The following is an 18,039-nucleotide window of genomic DNA, read 5'->3' as shown; positions in this document are numbered from 1 at the left end:
AAATTTAATACAATAACTTTATAGTTTTATAAATGGACATTGACAAGGAGTAGTAATGATTCTTGCCTGAATTAGAGAGTTGACGGACGGTGCAAGTCAACCAGGCTTTTCATGAACTCGCCTTTGAGTAGCAGGTGTGAAGATTAGTAATACTTGCCGTTTTCCGCGTTAAGGATGAGTAAGTGAGTGTGTAAACACTAATGTGGGTGGTACCGCGGGAGATATAATAATCCTCTCGTCCCTTTTTATGGGATGAGGGGTTTTTTTGTTATACTGAAAAATTGCTATCTGATATTTACCAATACATATTTAATAGGAGGAAAAACCGATGAGCTTCGATCATCAGGATATTGAAAAAAAATGGCAGACCTATTGGGAAGAAAATAAAACCTTCAAAACAAGTGAAGAAAAGGGGAAACGAAAGTTTTACGCCCTTGATATGTTCCCTTATCCGTCTGGCGCAGGACTACACGTTGGACATCCAGAAGGCTATACTGCAACAGATATTTTATCAAGATTAAAACGGATGCAGGGCTATAACGTCTTACATCCGATGGGCTGGGATGCATTTGGTTTACCGGCGGAGCAATATGCCTTAGATACAGGGAATGACCCTGCAGAGTTTACTAAGAAAAATATTGATAATTTCCGTCGCCAAATCAAATCATTAGGCTTTTCTTATGACTGGGATCGGGAAGTTAACACGACAGATCAGAGCTATTATAAATGGACACAATGGATTTTCTTGCAGCTTTATAAAAAGGGCCTTGCCTATATTGATGAAGTAGCAGTAAATTGGTGTCCAGCACTCGGAACCGTTTTGGCAAATGAAGAAGTAATCGATGGAAAAAGTGAACGTGGTGGACATCCAGTTGAAAGACGTCCTATGAAACAATGGATGCTCAGGATTACTGCCTATGCTGATCGATTATTGGAAGACCTTGATGAGGTTGATTGGCCAGAAAGTATTAAAGAAATGCAACGGAACTGGATTGGTAGGTCAGAAGGGGCAGAAATTACCTTCCATATTGACGGTTACGATGAAACGTTTACGGTATTTACGACTCGTCCAGATACCCTATTTGGGGCCACTTATGCCGTGCTTGCGCCTGAACATCCATTAGTTGGTGTGATTTCAACCGATTCGCAAAAGGAAGCAGTTAAAGTATACCTTGATCAAATCAAGAGCAAAAGTGATCTTGAACGAACCGATTTAGCTAAGGACAAAACAGGTGTATTTACTGGTGCTTATGCAATTAATCCTGTAAATGGTGAAAAAATGCCAATCTGGATTGCTGATTATGTCCTAATGAGTTATGGTTCTGGGGCAATTATGGCTGTCCCGGCTCACGATGAACGGGATTATGAATTTGCTAAGAAATTCGAACTGCCGATTATTGAAGTCGTTGGTGGAGGAGATATATCGACTGAAGCTTATACCGGTGATGGCGATCATGTAAACTCTGAATTCCTAAATGGAATGAATAAGGTAGATGGTATTCAAGCGATGATTTCATGGCTTGAAGAGAGAAAAATTGGTATGAAAAAGGTAACTTACCGTCTGCGTGACTGGTTGTTTAGCCGCCAGCGCTATTGGGGTGAACCAATCCCGATTATCCATTGGGAGGATGGAACAATGTCCGCTGTTCCAGAGGACCAACTACCGTTAGTGTTGCCGAAAACATCTGAAATAAAGCCGTCTGGAACAGGTGAATCTCCGTTGGCTATTATTAAGGATTGGGTTAATATTGAGGATCCGACAACAGGTAAAAAAGGACGCCGTGAGACAAATACCATGCCACAATGGGCAGGAAGCTGCTGGTATTATTTACGCTATATTGATCCGAAAAATGATCAAGCATTAGCGGATGCTGAGAAATTAAATGAATGGCTACCAGTGGATATTTATATCGGTGGTGCAGAGCATGCTGTGCTTCATTTATTATATGCTCGTTTCTGGCATAAATTTTTATACGATATCGGGGTTGTCCCAACGAAAGAACCTTTCCAAAAGCTGTTTAACCAAGGGATGATTCTTGGGGAAGGCAATGAAAAAATGAGTAAATCAAAGGGCAATGTCGTAAATCCTGATGATATTGTCATCAGCCATGGTGCAGATACTTTGAGACTTTATGAAATGTTCATGGGACCACTTGATGCATCGATTGCTTGGTCGACTAATGGATTAGACGGGTCACGTCGTTTCTTGGATCGAATTTGGCGTTTGTTTATTGAGGATACCGGTGAATTAAGTTCTAAAATTCAAACAAGTGATGATGATACCTTAGAAAAAGTTTATCATCAAACTGTTAAAAAGGTAACAGAGGACTACGAAGGTCTTCGTTTTAATACTGCGATTTCACAAATGATGGTCTTTATTAATGATGCTTATAAAGCAACTGTACTTCCTAAGCATTTTATTGAGGGATTTGTAAAATTACTTGCACCTATAACTCCGCACGTTGCCGAGGAACTTTGGTCAAAGCTTGGTGGAAAGGGAACCATTTCATACGAAGCATGGCCAGCTTATGATGAAGCAAAATTGATTGATGATGAGGTAGAAATCGTTGTCCAAATCAATGGGAAAGTGAAAGCAAAATTATTGGTTCCGTCTGGAGCGTCTAAGGAAATACTTGAACAGATTGCCATGGACGATGATAACATAAAAGAACAAATTGATGGTAAAACGGTTCGCAAAGTGATTGCTGTTCCGGGTAAGCTTGTAAACATCGTTGCAAATTAAGGTGAAGTGATTCCAAAGGGGTAACAAAACATTAGGTAGAATTTGTCCTTGTTTTGGTTTGGAATAATAATAAAATAAGAGGCAGACTGGTTCAAGTCTGCACTCAGATTAATGAGAGGATGTTGGGGATGGAAGAGTTAAATATTATTACGACAGAAGAATTACAAAAGAGGCTTGAGGCAGGGGAAAAGTTAGAACTTGTTGATGTTAGAGAAGATGAAGAGGTTGCCGAAGGAATGATTCCTGGAGCAAAACATATCAAAATGGGCGAAATACCCATGAATCTTGATTACTTCGATCCAGATAAAGAATACATTTTAATTTGCCGTTCAAGTCGTCGAAGTGAAAATGTTTGTTATTTCCTTCATGACCATGGCGTAAAGGTTCGAAACATGGTTGGCGGAATGCTGGAGTGGAATGGCGAAGTTAAATAAGAACAGTTGATGCCGGTCTGAAAATTAGACCGGTTTATTTTTTATATTGGCTGAGTTAATGCTCATTGTTGTTTTTTTGTGTAAATTTGAAATAAAGTTATACTGTTTATAAAAAAGTTGCGCCATTTTTCTCCTTTAGATTTTTTCTTCTAAAGGTTTTTTTGTGTCTTCGCAAAGAAAAGGAACTTCAAAAGTTGATAGGTGGATTAAGGGAAAATTGTTCCGTTAAAGGGCCATTTAATGGAGTAATTTTTGAGGGAATCGTTATTGATTAAAGTATTTTTTTAAGTTGAAGTTACTGGTTTTATAAGATTTACACTATTGGTTTGATATAATTACAGTAGAATTAAAAGGATTACGAGGGGATTTGAAATGAGAATATGGTTAAATAAGGGGTTTTCGATTTCTACTAATAAAGAGTATTTAGATGTGGATTTAATACATAATTTTTTGAATCAAGAAGCTTACTAGTCAAAGGGGATACCCAAGGAAACAGTAAAAAAGCTGTTGATGCTGCGAAATATACACATAAAGCAATGTTTTCTACATTTTATGGGGACATATTAGTAAAACCGTTTGAATTTGATGCATCATTAACAGGATTTGAAATCCTTAAAAGGCAGATCCAGAATGAGAAAGGACGATCTAAAGCGAAGGAAGTTGTGGTTGGAATTGAAACGACGGGGCACTATTACGAGGATCTTGTTCGAAGTTGCCGATCTGAGGGCTATCATGTTCGCATCCTAAATTCAGCGACCACAGCCCAGGAGAGAGATGCTCTGTTAAATTGGTCAAAAACAGATAATCTTGACCTTATGGCGATCCTTCAGTCCATGGTTTCTGTACTGCCACTCCCCGAATGGCACATAGATTTCTCGGAAAAATGTTTTAGAAAACAAGAAAGCCACCCCGCACTGATATTATCCCTCTTGTGTAGACAGTATGAAAAAAACCCTCGGATTTTGTCGAAAAGTGAAAACTTGGATTTTGTCAAAATATAATAAACCGTCTCATCCCATGATGTAGCTGGGATGAGACGGCTTTGGTTAATGTGCCTTTATTCTATTAAAATTTTTACCTAGCTTAGCGCTTAGGTCCTTTTGATTTAGTTTTCGGTGCCTGTATATCTGCGAAAATATCCTGATTGCCGGTTCTAAAATCAGTCCAAACAGAAATCAATCCGTTAGGTGGGATGATAGCTGCAAAAATATAGTCACCGATAAATGTGGTGTTTCCTGTAACAGGAGCAGGGAATTCCCCTGTATTCGGATTGGAGGACTGGTCAGTGATGCGTTTGTTAACTCGGAATGATTGTCCATTTTTGGATGACTCGGCTACGAAAACATCTAGTTGAGTACCTCCTGATACTCTATTTGAATAGTAAATGACTTTGACTTTTCCATCCGAAAAGTTAACGACTGGAAATGGCCAGAAGTTCTGGGTATTTTGAGGACTTTTTCTATCTACTCTTACAGGAGTGGACCAACTTATTCCGTCTTTGGAACGGGAGGAAAGGATATGAGCGTTTCCGGATGAATAGTCATTCCATACAGCATACACTCTTCCTGAAGATTTACCTTTTGAGAGATCTACGGCAAGGTAAGCAAAAGTTGGAGTTCGGAATTGCCAATTGGGGATGTTTGAGGTTAAGGTAAAAGGAAGTGCAGTAATTGGGCTGACGGTAATGATCGGTCCAAATGTAGCACCTCCGTCATTGGAACGACGGACTCTGAAGAAGGCTGCGTTTCCTGCAGCAAATTGTTCCCGCTCAATCCAAGCCACATAGACCTCTCCCTTTGGTCCCACAGCGACATTGGATCCATGAACGAACGTATTTCCAGTGATAACTCCAGTGATCGGGATTGGTGCAGACCAGGTTAAGCCGCCGTTATTAGAAGTATGGAATAATATTTGCGTATTATTGAAATTATTTGTAAATTGGGTGTAGCTAATATAGGCTCGGCCTCGAAAGCGACTTTTCCTTGAATTGTCAATAGCCGAAAAGTTTTTATCGTTGATTTCAGCTGTGCCATTTCCCTGATTGACAATAATTGGAGCCGAAAAGGTATTTCCATTGTCCGTGGATCGATAGACCACGACCGATGTGTCTACACCCTGACCAGCAGCGTTTCTATTGAATACAATGCCGGAGACGAGGAATAGATTTCCACCTCCCCAGTTTGCGATACCATCGCCTGCCTCTGTGAATCCTGCCGGAAGCGGCAGAATATTGTTTGTCCAGTTTCTTCCTCCGTTTGTGGAGCGGTATACTCCTGTTCTCGATGGGCCTAACCGATAGTCGTTTGCTGTAGCAACAATGATGTTGGGATTTGACAAATTTACGGCTACACTGGGCTCATTTTGAGATGAATTATTTGGTGTTACACGTATATCTACTATTTTCTTTCACTTCTCCTTTCTTTAATTTACTAATATAATATTCTTAGATAATATAATGGTTTGGATAATAGTACTAGTTTTATCTATTTTTTTAAACACTGTCAACACGTAAACACGGGGACGGTTCGAGACCACTGAAAAACACATTATAAAATTTGTAAAATATGTTACATTTTATATAAAAAAATCACTAGCGTTGGCTGGCTTCTGTCACTAGTGTAGTAAATAGATAAGGTCAATAGAAATACAACCTTTAGTTAGTGGAGGTGGGCATAGCTCGTGGAGGCGGACAATAGAAATACACCGCTAGTGTGGTAATTGGAAGAGGACAATAGGAATACCGTTGAAAATAAAATATGGGTAGCGTCAAGAGATTTCTATACTCCAAACTCTGATTGGGAAGGCAGTATTGAGGATTTTGATTGGGATATACAAGATAACAATAGATTTGATGAACGTATTAAAACTTTTTTAGAAGTCAATGGAAGCATAATTGTAGAGCAGATTGAATCTGACGGGGTTGGAGGATTAAAGGTCGTTTTATCTGGTGGGTATACGTTAGAAGTATTTCTAGATAGTTCAGAAAACAATGCACATAGTGAACACTGGAGATTCTTTAGAAAGGATAACAGTCCACATTTTGTTATTACTGGTTCCCGAATCGAAATGGTTTGATATTCTGCAATCGGGCGCATTTCTGCAGCAAGAAATGCGCTCTTCTTAATGAATTGGGCCAAATTGTTTAATAACGATTAATAAGAGAAATGGAGATTGTGAAGAATGTACTTAGGCTAACGGATGTAGGTTAGTTCCATAAGAATTTGTATTTGTATACCTAGAATTTCTTTGTATTAAAATGGTAATATAAAAGTTATAATGAGGAAATAAAGGGAGGGCGAATTCTAGCTTTGCATTAGGTAGTTTACGCGTCAGATAATAAATTAATAAAAGGTAGCTGAATTAGGTGAATATAGAGCAAGATATTACCCGAATAAAAAAGCGGGCTAAATGGGGATGTTTGATATGGGCTGTTATTTTGATTTTTGGACCAATCATTTTATTTTTCGGCTATTTTTATTACCAGACCGAGCTAAAGGAACGCACGCTGATAGTTAGCCATTCCCCGAACGATGTGAATACAATTGAAATTGTTGAAAAGGGTGAACCAGCTTTTTTTGGTCCTTCTTCTGTCAGAATTAAATACGGGAATCAGCATATTGACCGAATCATTAGCAATGATGGAAAAATGCTCAATAGTTCCAATGCCTCTGTAAAATGGAAAAGTGTTGATACCGCCATTATTACTTTATATGGAGAAGAACAATTCCCAGAAACCATTGAATTTAATAAAGAAAATCGTAAGCTTTTCAACAATGTACAAGTCGAACTCGATTCCAATACTTTAACGATAAGTGAATCTCCTGACCATACAAAAATGATTGAATTCAGAGAAACAACTAGGTCTCAAGGACAAAAGCCTGAAAGGTTTTTAAGAATTTATTACGGAGAAAACGGCAGCATTTTAAAGAAGTACAAAGAATATAATTACCAAAATAGAAGTTACACTGCTGACCAACTCTATGTTGATTGGACGAATAACATCCGGCCATCCATAATGATATTTGTAGAAAATAAATTTGTGGGTGCTATTGAAATTGACTTTAATAAGTAATGTTAAAAAGGCAGCGAAAATGCTGACTTTTTGATGTCAAATTATATGTTGAGATTCTGAAAAATCATACTGTTTAAAAGTCGCAGTTTAGTGTAACAACAATACAATTTTTTTACGACGATGAAAATTGTTAACAACGTCTAAATATTTTTAAAGTGTTACATCCAAGGTGGATGAACAGAGAGATTTAAAATATGCCAAAATAGTGATCAAAGTTATTTTGATCACTATTTTTGGTTCCAAATTTCCTATGTCTTCTATTCAATTTAAAATTAAATACCAGAGCAATGATCAATATGGGTCTCCTAAATTATGAATTATATGTTTCCCTGTTTAGATTCACAATATCTTTATGTGAAAATCCAGCTGAAAACTTCTTCATTACCTTATCCCGTAGGAATGGGGCTGTTTCTTTATTTGCCTTTTTCAATGCTTCCGTTAGTTCCTCTTTTGTTAGTTCTGTGCAGTATGCTGGAGTTCCTGGCTGTTGTCTCCACGAATCACTTAAAGAACCACTATCTACTGCATCGAAGCCTAGCTCGTTTACTACGTCCATGATTATTTGTTTTTGTGATAGGTCATTACCAGCAATCGCCATGGCAATGCGACCACTAGTACCTTCGGGGGTTCCTTTATTTTCTAAAGTATAAGCTAATTGATTGTTGAAAGCTTTAATAATAGGTCTACCTAATTGATTTGAAACCCAAACACTTTCAACCATCCCGTTCTCAATTTCTTCAATTTTATTGTCTCTGAAAGGATAATAATTTGAAGTGTCTACAGCGATTACTTCCTCTCTAGCCTTATCTACAATGTTGCGAATGCTTGGCATTACATGAAAAGGGATAGATATTATAAGAACATCAATATTTGTTATTACATCTTCTACACTCACAGGTGTTCCAGCAATCTCTTTTCCTTCTAAACGTTCAATTCCTCGAGCATCTGCAATTTTTACATCATGACCATTCTTAACTAACTTTTTAGAAATAATTGTCCCTATTGGTCCTGCACCTATAATTCCAAATCTCATTATTGTTCCTCCTAAATATAATTTTGTTCGATTATGATTTAATAACAGCTATGGAATTTTCCAATTGCCTCAACACGAAATTGTCTACATTCCTTTTTTCGCGAGTATTAAGGTAATTAAGAGGTAGTTGAGTGTTTTGGTTATAAATACTATAATAAACACATTACTCTTGCTTTTGAAGTAGGCAATAAAAAATGATATAGTACACTTTTTTGTACCTTATAGAAGAAAAGAGATGTTAGTATGGCTAGATTATGCAAGGATGGATTTGAAAAAGAGTTTATTAAGGAGCAAAGAGACGTTTATGGTATTGCGTATACCCAAAATATGCTTTCAGGACGCTGGAAGTCTCTTATTCTTTGGTTTTTAAAAACGAAAGTACGTCGTTATAGCGAAATTAAAGCTTTTTTATGGGACATTTCACAAGGTTCGCTTACAAAACAGTTGAGAGAATTAGAATCAGATGGATTAATTAAACGAGAGGTTTTTCCTGAGGTACCTCCACGTGTTGAATATTCATTAACAACTAAAGGGCGTGAATTTATCCCAATACTTGATCTAATGGAGAATTTCGGCAAAAAATTCGGGGAGAAACCTGAGTGAAATAATAAAATGATATTTTTTTATTAATTGGGCCGATATTGTGAAGTGTTGTACTTAAATTAACGGGGGTGTTTCTGAAACAAAGAAACACACTTTTCTTCTTTAAGTAACTAAGCTAATAGAAGCTCAATCTTATTCCATTAAAGGGCACATTTCTCAAACAAGAGATGTGCCTACTTTTATTATGGGCCATTTATCGTAATAACACCTTTAAAGAAAAATGGATTCTTATATTAAAGTTAGAAGGATTGTGAAATTCTAACCTTAAAGTAAATTAGTTTAGGTGAATAAGGAATCGGAAATATAGTAAAGAAAATTCTCCAATACTTTGCACTGTGGCGAGTTTTGCTATTTGATATGCCAATAACGAAGTTAAAACAACTGTCATTTTGGTTTATAACTTTTGGAAAGCACCTCAAAACGGGCAGAAGAATTAAAATTTCTTGACTTAGAGTAAACTCTAAGTAATACCCTTACTTTGTGTCACATTAAAAAAGAAAGAAGAAATAGACATATCAAATTTAATGGAGGCGGTTATATTGACATATTCTATTGGAGAATTTTCTAAAATCGTTGGGTTAAGCGACCATACATTGAGGTTTTATGAAAAAGAAGGGTTAATAAAAGTAAATAGGAACGATAACAATGTCAGAATCTACTCGGATGAAAATAAATTGTGGATTGAATCTTTGCTCCACTTGAAAAATACCGGTATGTCACTAAAAGACATGAAACAATTTGCTACGTGGGGGCATATTGGAGATGCAACAATGGAAGAACGGTTAGCTTTACTTAAAAATCATCGCAAAAAAGTAGTGGAAGAATTTGAGAAGCTGCGTCAAAGTTTAGAGCATCTGGACAATAAAATTAATTTTTATGAAAATGAATTAGGAGACTGTTTCTCTACAAATTAAGCAGCCATTTGTTTTTTTCATTTGCGTTCGAAAAAAATAAAAATAAAAAAACACTTGCCTTAGAGTGCTCTCAAGGGATTAACCTATTCTTGCACCATTTAAATACATGAAGAGTTGATAACCCTTTACAAAAATAGTGCGAACTAAGAAGAACATATAAATAAACATATAGAAAGAGGTTAAAAAATGAACACAAAATATAGCAACTTGTTTGAATCACTTACATTTAAAACTGGTATCACGATTAAAAATAGAGTCGTTATGGCACCAATGACAACTTGGAGCAGTAATGATGATTACACCGTTTCAGATGAAGAAGTGAACTATTATAAAAGAAGAGTCAATGGAGTAGGACTTGTTATCACTGGCTGTACACATGTTCAACCAAACGGTATAGGTTTTACGCATGAATTCGCAGCTTATGACGATAAATTTATTCCAAGTCTACGGAAACTGGCGGATGCGGCGAAAAGTGGAGGAGCTCCTGCGTTACTTCAAATTTTCCATGCAGGAAACAAGGCATTGCCTTCTTTAACCCCAAATGGTGAGGTGGTTAGTTCCAGTGCTGTAGAGACTGAAGCTACTGCATTTGCTCCTTCAGTATTCCCTAGAGAACTTTCACATGATGAAATAAAAGAAGTGATTCATTCATTTGGAGAAACAACCAGAAGAGCTATTGAAGCTGGTTTTGATGGTGTTGAAGTTCATGGTGCACACGGATTTTTACTTCAAAACTTCTTCTCTCCTTTCTTCAATGGACGTGAGGATGAATGGGGTGGCTCTCTAGAAAATCGCTTGCGTTTCCCATTGGCAGTCATTCAGGAAATGAAAAATGTGATTAAGAATCATGCAACAAAGCCGTTTATTTTCGGATACAGAATTTCACCTGAAGAACAAGGCGGCTATGGGATGGAAGATGCCTATGAATTAATTGACCGTCTGGTTGAACAGGATTTGGATTACATCCATGTATCGCTTGATGATGTATCTTCAAAACCACGAGGCAATAAAGATGGAAAAACACGGCTTGAATTAATTATTGAACATGTAAACGGCAGAGTTCCTGTAATCGCTGCAGGTTCTATGGTAACTGCTTATGATGTTGCATCTGCATTAGATAAGGGTCTATCCTTAGCAGCAGTTGGTCATACGTTAATAATGAATCCAGACTGGGTAGAAAAGGTTCAGAATGGAAAAGAAACTGAAATTAAGACAGCAATTAAGACTTCACAAGTGAGCGACCTTGAGCTTCCAGAAAAACTTTGGGGGATCATTCAAGCTTCAGGACCATGGTTTAAGATCGAAGATTAAAATCGAAAAGAAAAGTTACTGTTTTTTATTACGTTTGTATTGGAAGGGAATTTATTATATGTCAAATATTCAAGATAAGGTTGTCATTATTACGGGTGCCTCTAGTGGGATTGGAGAAGCTACTGCAAAAGAACTTGCATCTAAAGGTGCGAGGCTGGTACTGGCGGCTCGTCGAGAAGAACGATTAAAGAAATTACAAGAAGAGATTCTAAATAATGGCGGGCAATCTATTTATAAAGCCACAGATGTTACCTCCCATGAACAAATGGAAGAATTAGCTGAATTTGCTTTTAAAGAGTATGGAAAGATTGATGTAATGATCAATAATGCTGGAGTAATGCCGCTATCACCTGTACATCAGAGAAAAATCAATGAATGGAATACGATGATTGATGTTAACATCAAGGGTGTACTTTATGGTATTGCCGCTGTTCTTCCGTCTATGAGAGAAAGAAAAGAAGGTCATATCATTAACGTTTCTTCTATAGCTGGTCATTTAGTATTCCCTGCGGGCTCAGTTTATAGTGGTACAAAGTTTGCTGTACGTGCCATTACAGAAGGTCTTCGTATAGAGGAGGCTAGCAACAATATTCGTACAACCATTATCTCGCCAGGAACTATTACTACAGAATTACTTGAAGCCATTTCAGATCCGGAATTAAAATCTGCCATCGTTGAAGATTGCAAAATTGGAATCGAGCCTGCAAGCATTGCTCGTGCCATCGCATTTGCAATTGAACAACCATCAGATGTAGCGATTAATGAGATGATTGTTCGTCCAACAATTCAAGAACTCTAAAAAATTTTTTGTTATGAAGCAGCCCCACTTTTCTGGGGCTGCTTATTTTGTATTTAAGAAATTTATACAATTAAAAATGAGATTGAATTTAGGCTTGTGAATCTTTGCACTTAAACAAAAGGTGGGTTTTACTTCAATAACTATATTCAACAAACGGGCGCTTGTGCGGCTGAGCTAGGTCGTATCATATAACGGGTGGGATTCCCGTCGAGTAAGAACTAGCCATTCACTCGTAGCGAGTCTTGGAGGACTAAAGGTAACTTTAGTTTTTAAGCGTAGACAGTTAGGTGGCGGGCCGAAAGCCAAATGGTTGAAGGGATTGAGCTCCATAATGTTTGTAATTTGAGAGGGCTGATGCTTTAAGCGCTGCAGAAAGCTACATTTTATCTTTCGTTAAAGGCAAGAAAGATAAAACCTCTCTGGAGTCATAGACCTTGGCACGTTATACATTGATATGATACGGCAACTCAGGAGACCCTACCGGTCTTTTCTTTTTCTTAGAAGAGTATGGTTTACAAGCGATAAAAAGCAAGGAAACCAAATGCCGTTGTAGGGAGTCGGATAGCAGCGTAGTACCAATGAAATTGGGTAATGCCGATGGAGGAAAGGCTGCTACCTAGTTATCGCCCTTACTAGAGACACATTTACTACACACAGAGGTAGGTATACTAAATGGAAACAAAACTACTAAGGATAGCAGAATTAACAAAGTCTAATCCTAAAATGAAATTCACATCACTTGCACATTTACTAAATAAGCAAGCACTAGCTCAATGTCATCATGAACTACCCAATAGGAAAGCAACCGGGATTAACGGTACAACTAAAGAGCAATACGGTGAAAATTTAGAAGAAAACATAGAGGAGTTAGTAAGTCGGCTTAAAAGCAAAAGCTATCGTCCTGTTCCTGTAAGGAGAATGTATATTCCGAAGCTCAATTCAAACAAGAAAAGACCATTAGGAATACCGGAACATGAAGACAAGATTGTTCAAAAAGGCATTACAAAGATACTAAATACCATCTATGAAAATGATTTTCTAGATTGTTCCTTTGGGTTTCGACCTAATCGTGGTTGTCATGATGCTTTGAAAATACTGAACTTTTATATTGAAAAGAGATCAGTAAATTATGTAGTAGATGTCGATATTAAGGGATTCTTTGACAACGTTGACCACAAATGGATGGTGGAGTTCTTAAAACTGCGAATTGCTGACCCTAATCTACTAAGAATAATTGGTAGGTTTCTTAAAGGTGGATACATGGAGGAAGGTAAGAAATACAAAACAGACAATGGCACACCGCAAGGTGGAGTTATATCTCCGGTATTAGCCAATGTGTATCTCCATTATGTCCTTGACTTATGGTTTGAGAAAAAGGTTAAGAAACAATGCAAGGGACAGGCATATATAGTAAGGTATGCAGATGATTTTGTGTGCTGTTTTCAATATCAGAGCGAAGCTCAGGAATTCTTCCAATCATTGAAATGTAGATTAAAGAAATTTAACTTGGAAATTTCCGAGGATAAAACCAAAATTATTCCCTTCGGGCGGTTTGCCGAGAAATATGAAAAGCAAAAGGGAAATAGTAAACCAGCAACCTTTGATTTCCTAGGCTTTACACACTATTGTGGGAAAAGTAAACAAGGGAAATTTCGGGTGAAACGGAAATCGAGTAGCAAGAAAGTCCAAGGTAAATTAAAAGAGTCTAAAGAATGGCTGAAGAAGAATAGAAATAGAGATATTCATATGATCATGGATAGATTTCGACGATCGCTTATAGGTTATTACAACTATTATTGCATCACTGATAATACCAAAAATGTTTGCAACTTCAAAGACAAAATCGAGAACTTACTATTTAAATGGCTCAATAGAAGAAGTCAAAGGAAATCCTTTACATGGGATAAATTCAGACTATTTCTTGATAAATATCCACTACCTTCACCAAGAATTAAAGTGAATATATATGATTTAAGAAAAGAGATTAGCTACATTCTGTGAATGATGACTAGGAGGAGCCGTGTGCATTAATAGTGCAAGCACGGTTCTGTGAGGGGATGGAGTACAATTTATCGTAAGGTAGAAAGGCTCCCTTCTACTCGACTAGCTTAATAACTAAGGTGTCATTTTTGCATTTACCACTATTCAGCAATCGGGCGCATTTTAAACAAGAGATGCGCCTATTTTTGTTATGGGTCATATTGTTGAATAAAGATATATTTAATATGAGTGTCAAGAGCTGTTTTTAAAACAGCCCTTGTCCATATTCAATTACTTGTTTAAGAACGGATAATCAGAATAGCCCTTTGCGCCTCCCATATAATTTTATTTAAATAAATTTTTCCATTTTCATTTTCCTTTGTGTGCTTATAATGTATAGGCTATACGTGGTTCAGTAAGTTACTTTAATATCAATAACTTATGCCATTTGGGAGTTGCAACAAATCTCCTAAGATTCGATGGCTCTTATTCATTTTTCAACTCAATACCTGTTTTTTTATTAGCGATCAGCATGTAGAATGATCGTTCTTGAATAGCTAAATAGAATTAAAAACCGCCAAAAACTGGATAAATGGGCTCTCTTAATTGGAATTCATAGTTTTCGTCTACAATTCCAAGTATTTGACTGCTATCATAAAGATCCATCATAAAACCTGCCATTTGCTTAGCAGTATGGTACTTAGGCATATGTGCTTTGTAATCAAATTTAACCTTATCGTTTCCTGGATTGATAAATTCTGTTTCTGTTATAGCTGGTGCTAGAACTTTCACTTTCATTTTTGCACCTTTTTGCTCCAGTTCTTTTGCAAGTCCTTCTGTGAATGCACTAACATAATACTTCGATGCTGAATACGTAATACTACCAAGAGTAACGACATATCCAAGTGCTGACGATACGTTTATTAGTTGGGTTCCTTCAACATCAGAATAATCACGAGCAAATAATGTAGAAAGGATGGTTAACGATTCGATATTTACACGTAACATGGTTTCTACGTTATCTAAATTTTGAGCGATTATAGGAGAGGATTCCCCAAGCCCAGCATTATTAACCCACGTCTCAATTTGGTATTCCTTTACGCTGTAATACAAAGCATATGCCTGTTCTGCAACCGATAGGTCAGCTATACGTATAATTACATCTAAATCAGGGTTGATTGTTTGGATGGCTGATTTAAGACCTTCTAATCGATCGAATCTTCTAGCTACAATAATTAAATTTTTCCGCGGGCAGCAAACGCTAAAGCTGTTTCATACCCTATACCTGAGCTAGCTCCTGTAATCACTGTATATTTCATATGAGTCTCCCCTTCATTTTGATTAATTTGAAATTATCCCCTTCTTTTTAGAAACACACCACGACCATTTGCTATCACATTTTGTATCAAAGACACCCAAACATTATGATCAGGGTTAGGAGATTGAGATTTACCGATCCTTGCTAATTGCTGCTCATACCAACCCAGTTCTAACATAGAAGCGGTCTTATCTATCGATTTGATCCCAGTGCGGATAGGCTTGGTCTGAACGGTTTCATATTTTCCTTGAAAGATTTTGTTTGGAAGGTCAGGTACCAAAGCAAAAGGTTTTGCTATCCCCACCATATCGATTGCTCCACTAGCAATGGCTTCATTCATTCCTTCTTCAGAACGAAAGCCGCCTGTAACAACTAATGGCGTAGAGACTAATTTTCTGGCCTTATGCGCATATTCAATAAAATAAGCTTCCCGTTTCTTGGTAGTTTCTTTCACATCAGCTACCAACATCTTGGGATTCTCATAGTTCCCTCCAGAAATTTCAATTAGGTCGATGCCGATTTCAGACATTTTCTGAAGAACTTCCATTGACTCCTCTTCGGTGAAACCACCACGTTGAAAATCAGCAGAATTTAGCTTGATACCGATCGGAAATGATTCTCCGACTTGTTTTCGTATTTCTTTATACGTTTCAATTAAAAATCGCATTCGATTCGCTAAACTTCCACCCCATTCATCTGTACGCTTATTGTGGTGAGGAGATAAAAACTGACTAATAAGATATCCATGTGCTGCATGGATTTGAACACCAGTAAATCCAGCTTTTTTAGCAATTCTTGCAGCATTACCAAAACGAATAATTACGTCTTCAATTTCCTTTACGAGCAGAGCGCGTGGTTGATTAAAGAAACTCTTGAGGTCTCCTGAAAGCGGAATAGCACTTGGTGCTACAGGTTCTTTAGATATTGTCTTAGGTGACTGCTTTCCTGGATGATTTAATTGCATCCAGAGGTGCGTTTCATTTTCCGTACCAGCTTTCGCCCATTTCGTTAGCATGTCTAAATCACGTTCGTCTTCCACAACAACGTTACCTGGTTCCCCTAGAGCATTCCGATCAATCATAACGTTTCCTGTCATGACAAGACCTGCGCCTCCGTTAGCCCATGTTTTGTATAACGTAATCAATGACTTTGTAGGGTTTTGATTATTTGTTCCTAATGCTTCACTCATTGCAGATTTAAAGAACCGATTTTTAATGATTACTCCATTTTGGAGTTGTAATGAATCTGCCAAAGTCGTGTTATTCTTGTTCATCCTGATTCACATCCATAAAGTTTTTTTAGTCTATCGCGTAAGTGGCTGATTTAAGACCTTCTAATATTAATTAATCTTCTAGTTACAACAAATAAGTTTACTCTGGGCAGCAAACGGTAGAGTTGTTTAATCCACTACCGAGATAGCTCCTCGAATCACTGTAAGCCTCATATGATTCTGTCCTTCATGAATCTTATTCTAATGTTGACAACGTTAAATCAATAATGGATTCTAATTTTTGCTTGTCATCTGTTGTTTTTACTAATACTCGTATTCCCACAAGTGCATTATGAAGGAAGAGAGAGAGCCCTTTGATATCGTGATGTTTGGAAATTTCTCCTTGTTCTTGACCATGTTTCAGCAGCTCATAAAAAAGGGTTTCTGTCTTTGTAAACATCTCTGTAATCTTTGTTGCTACTTCTTGATCAAGTAATGATAATTCAACTGCTGCGTTTACAGAAAAACATCCTATTGGCTGATTATTATTCGGGTAAATAACCATTTCAAATACTTCTCGTATCACTTGTTTAACCGGTAGTTCTGATTCTATCTTCTTCTTCATTTTCATCATTATGACTTCTTCATAGTGAGTTAAAGCGCTCATAAACAAAGTGCGTTTGTCACCAAACGTATCATAGATGCTTCTACGGTGAACGCCCATATGGTTTACCAAATCATTCATGGATGTTTTTTCATACCCTTGTTGCCAGAAAAGCTCCATGGCTTTCCTTAATGCTTCATTTTCATCAAATTCTTTATTTCTTGCCATAATATCCCCCTTAGAACGTGTTCATTTTGTATTTTGGGAAAGATAAAAAATAGCTACCTCGATTGGATGAATAAGGATTAATTAATCATCCCTCACTCCCTCAATACATTTATAGAAACAATTAAAGAATGATCATTCTCATTTCCGTAGAATAAAACAGTTAAATCTAACTTGTCTTAGTATATCAATTTAAGAACGTTCAGTAAAGAATTTTTCATCAGGTGTCCGAATAAAGAAATTCTGTAAATTGTAATTAATAAACAAGAAGTGATAAAGCTTAATATTGTAAGAAAATTAGATGAGAATGCGTTTATCACAATACATGATGTTAGAGTTCTATTTGGTTAGGATTTTATAGTTCTAACGAAAGTTTAAACTGTATTCAACAAACGGACGCATTACTGGAACAGCGGTAATGCCTTTTTCTTTTTTAAGGCTGTGTTCATAAAGTTTGTTGTTTTTAGTTCAAAAACAATCTACAAAAAAGTTAAACTTACACTCGTTGTTGTATAATTATGGTAAAAGGGGAGAGTGAATAAAATATGGACCCATTTAGTTTGGTATTATTTATTTTTCCTATTGTTGTTATTGTAGCTTCAATTATTGGTTATTTATTGGTAAGAAAATGGTATGTAATGCCTTTATTAACAGTTATTGTTTTCGCTATCTTGATGTTTACTGTTTTCAACAAATCTTTCTTTATTTGGGTAGTTGTATATACACTACTTTCTATTGCCGGCAGTTTTCTAATGAAATTTATCAAAGAGATGTCAAGCAAGTGAAATACCGT

Annotated in this window: 14 protein-coding genes, 3 pseudogenes and 1 other annotated feature; of the genes and pseudogenes, 12 read left to right on the top strand and 5 right to left on the bottom strand. The window is 36.8% G+C overall.

Annotation, left to right across the window (positions count from 1 at the left end; genetic code table 11):
• Window positions 1-30: 30 nt before the first annotated feature.
• Window positions 31-246: a binding site (T-box leader), on the top strand.
• A gap of 82 nt (window positions 247-328) precedes the next feature.
• The 3 genes and pseudogenes from leuS to B1NLA3E_RS18280 all read left to right on the top strand — a co-directional run.
• Window positions 329-2,743 carry a leucine--tRNA ligase gene (leuS, locus tag B1NLA3E_RS18290; protein ID WP_015595321.1) on the top strand — a complete coding sequence of 805 codons (2,415 nt, stop codon included), beginning with the start codon at window positions 329-331 and terminating at the stop codon, window positions 2,741-2,743.
• 128 nt (window positions 2,744-2,871) lie between these two features.
• Window positions 2,872-3,177, top strand: coding sequence for a rhodanese-like domain-containing protein (locus tag B1NLA3E_RS18285; RefSeq protein ID WP_015595320.1), 306 nt, complete (start codon window positions 2,872-2,874; stop codon window positions 3,175-3,177).
• Window positions 3,178-3,695: 518 nt separating this feature from the next.
• Window positions 3,696-4,178: pseudogene (locus B1NLA3E_RS18280) on the top strand (IS110 family transposase); the annotation flags it as partial.
• A gap of 82 nt (window positions 4,179-4,260) precedes the next feature.
• Here B1NLA3E_RS18280 and B1NLA3E_RS18275 read toward each other — a convergent pair.
• Window positions 4,261-5,514, bottom strand: a complete 1,254-nt coding sequence (locus B1NLA3E_RS18275; RefSeq protein ID WP_015595318.1) for a sialidase family protein — start codon at window positions 5,512-5,514, stop codon at window positions 4,261-4,263.
• A 381-nt stretch (window positions 5,515-5,895) separates the two neighbouring features.
• On the opposite strand from B1NLA3E_RS18275, the gene B1NLA3E_RS18270 reads away from it, so the two are divergent.
• Together B1NLA3E_RS18270 and B1NLA3E_RS18265 are read left to right on the top strand one after the other, a co-directional pair.
• Complete coding sequence (locus tag B1NLA3E_RS18270; protein ID WP_015595317.1) at window positions 5,896-6,252, top strand: hypothetical protein; 357 nt, start codon at window positions 5,896-5,898, stop codon at window positions 6,250-6,252.
• Between the two features lie 289 nt (window positions 6,253-6,541).
• The gene (locus B1NLA3E_RS18265) at window positions 6,542-7,249 is read left to right on the top strand and encodes a hypothetical protein (RefSeq protein ID WP_015595316.1); all 708 of its coding nucleotides are present in this window, start codon (window positions 6,542-6,544) and stop codon (window positions 7,247-7,249) included.
• Between the two features lie 310 nt (window positions 7,250-7,559).
• On the opposite strand, the gene B1NLA3E_RS18260 is transcribed toward B1NLA3E_RS18265, so the two are convergent.
• On the bottom strand, window positions 7,560-8,282 hold the full coding sequence (locus tag B1NLA3E_RS18260) for an NADPH-dependent F420 reductase (RefSeq protein ID WP_015595315.1): 723 nt from the start codon (window positions 8,280-8,282) through the stop codon (window positions 7,560-7,562).
• Between the two features lie 243 nt (window positions 8,283-8,525).
• Between B1NLA3E_RS18260 and B1NLA3E_RS18255 the strand changes: the two genes are divergently transcribed.
• From B1NLA3E_RS18255 to ltrA, 5 genes are all read left to right on the top strand, one after another.
• The gene (locus tag B1NLA3E_RS18255; protein ID WP_015595314.1) at window positions 8,526-8,885 is read left to right on the top strand and encodes a winged helix-turn-helix transcriptional regulator; all 360 of its coding nucleotides are present in this window, start codon (window positions 8,526-8,528) and stop codon (window positions 8,883-8,885) included.
• 539 nt (window positions 8,886-9,424) lie between these two features.
• The gene (locus tag B1NLA3E_RS18250; RefSeq protein ID WP_041580662.1) at window positions 9,425-9,799 is read left to right on the top strand and encodes a MerR family transcriptional regulator; all 375 of its coding nucleotides are present in this window, start codon (window positions 9,425-9,427) and stop codon (window positions 9,797-9,799) included.
• A 186-nt stretch (window positions 9,800-9,985) separates the two neighbouring features.
• Window positions 9,986-11,110, top strand: a complete 1,125-nt coding sequence (locus B1NLA3E_RS18245; RefSeq protein WP_015595312.1) for an NADH-dependent flavin oxidoreductase — start codon at window positions 9,986-9,988, stop codon at window positions 11,108-11,110.
• A gap of 58 nt (window positions 11,111-11,168) precedes the next feature.
• Window positions 11,169-11,909, top strand: coding sequence for an SDR family oxidoreductase (locus tag B1NLA3E_RS18240; protein WP_015595311.1), 741 nt, complete (start codon window positions 11,169-11,171; stop codon window positions 11,907-11,909).
• Between the two features lie 672 nt (window positions 11,910-12,581).
• Window positions 12,582-13,910, top strand: coding sequence for a group II intron reverse transcriptase/maturase (gene ltrA / locus B1NLA3E_RS18235; protein ID WP_015592909.1), 1,329 nt, complete (start codon window positions 12,582-12,584; stop codon window positions 13,908-13,910).
• A gap of 546 nt (window positions 13,911-14,456) precedes the next feature.
• Here the strand turns inward: ltrA and B1NLA3E_RS18230 are convergent.
• From B1NLA3E_RS18230 to B1NLA3E_RS18220, 3 genes and pseudogenes are all read right to left on the bottom strand, one after another.
• A pseudogene (locus tag B1NLA3E_RS18230) lies at window positions 14,457-15,208 on the bottom strand (SDR family NAD(P)-dependent oxidoreductase).
• Window positions 15,209-15,241: 33 nt separating this feature from the next.
• A complete protein-coding gene (locus B1NLA3E_RS18225; RefSeq protein ID WP_015595309.1) occupies window positions 15,242-16,480 on the bottom strand; it encodes an NADH:flavin oxidoreductase/NADH oxidase family protein in 1,239 nt (412 codons plus the stop codon).
• 193 nt (window positions 16,481-16,673) lie between these two features.
• The gene (locus B1NLA3E_RS18220; RefSeq protein WP_015595308.1) at window positions 16,674-17,249 is read right to left on the bottom strand and encodes a TetR/AcrR family transcriptional regulator; all 576 of its coding nucleotides are present in this window, start codon (window positions 17,247-17,249) and stop codon (window positions 16,674-16,676) included.
• A 246-nt stretch (window positions 17,250-17,495) separates the two neighbouring features.
• Between B1NLA3E_RS18220 and B1NLA3E_RS25735 the strand changes: the two are divergent.
• A pseudogene (locus tag B1NLA3E_RS25735) lies at window positions 17,496-17,597 on the top strand (DUF2179 domain-containing protein); the annotation flags it as partial.
• Window positions 17,598-17,791: 194 nt separating this feature from the next.
• Window positions 17,792-18,031, top strand: coding sequence for a DUF2651 family protein (locus B1NLA3E_RS18215; protein WP_015595307.1), 240 nt, complete (start codon window positions 17,792-17,794; stop codon window positions 18,029-18,031).
• The last annotated feature ends 8 nt before the right edge of the window (window positions 18,032-18,039 follow it).

The organism is Bacillus sp. 1NLA3E, from assembly GCF_000242895.2.
GTDB lineage: Bacteria > Bacillota > Bacilli > Bacillales > Cytobacillaceae > Bacillus_BU.
The sequence above is the reverse complement of the archived record's forward strand: the minus strand, read 5'-3'. Positions and strand labels throughout refer to the sequence as shown.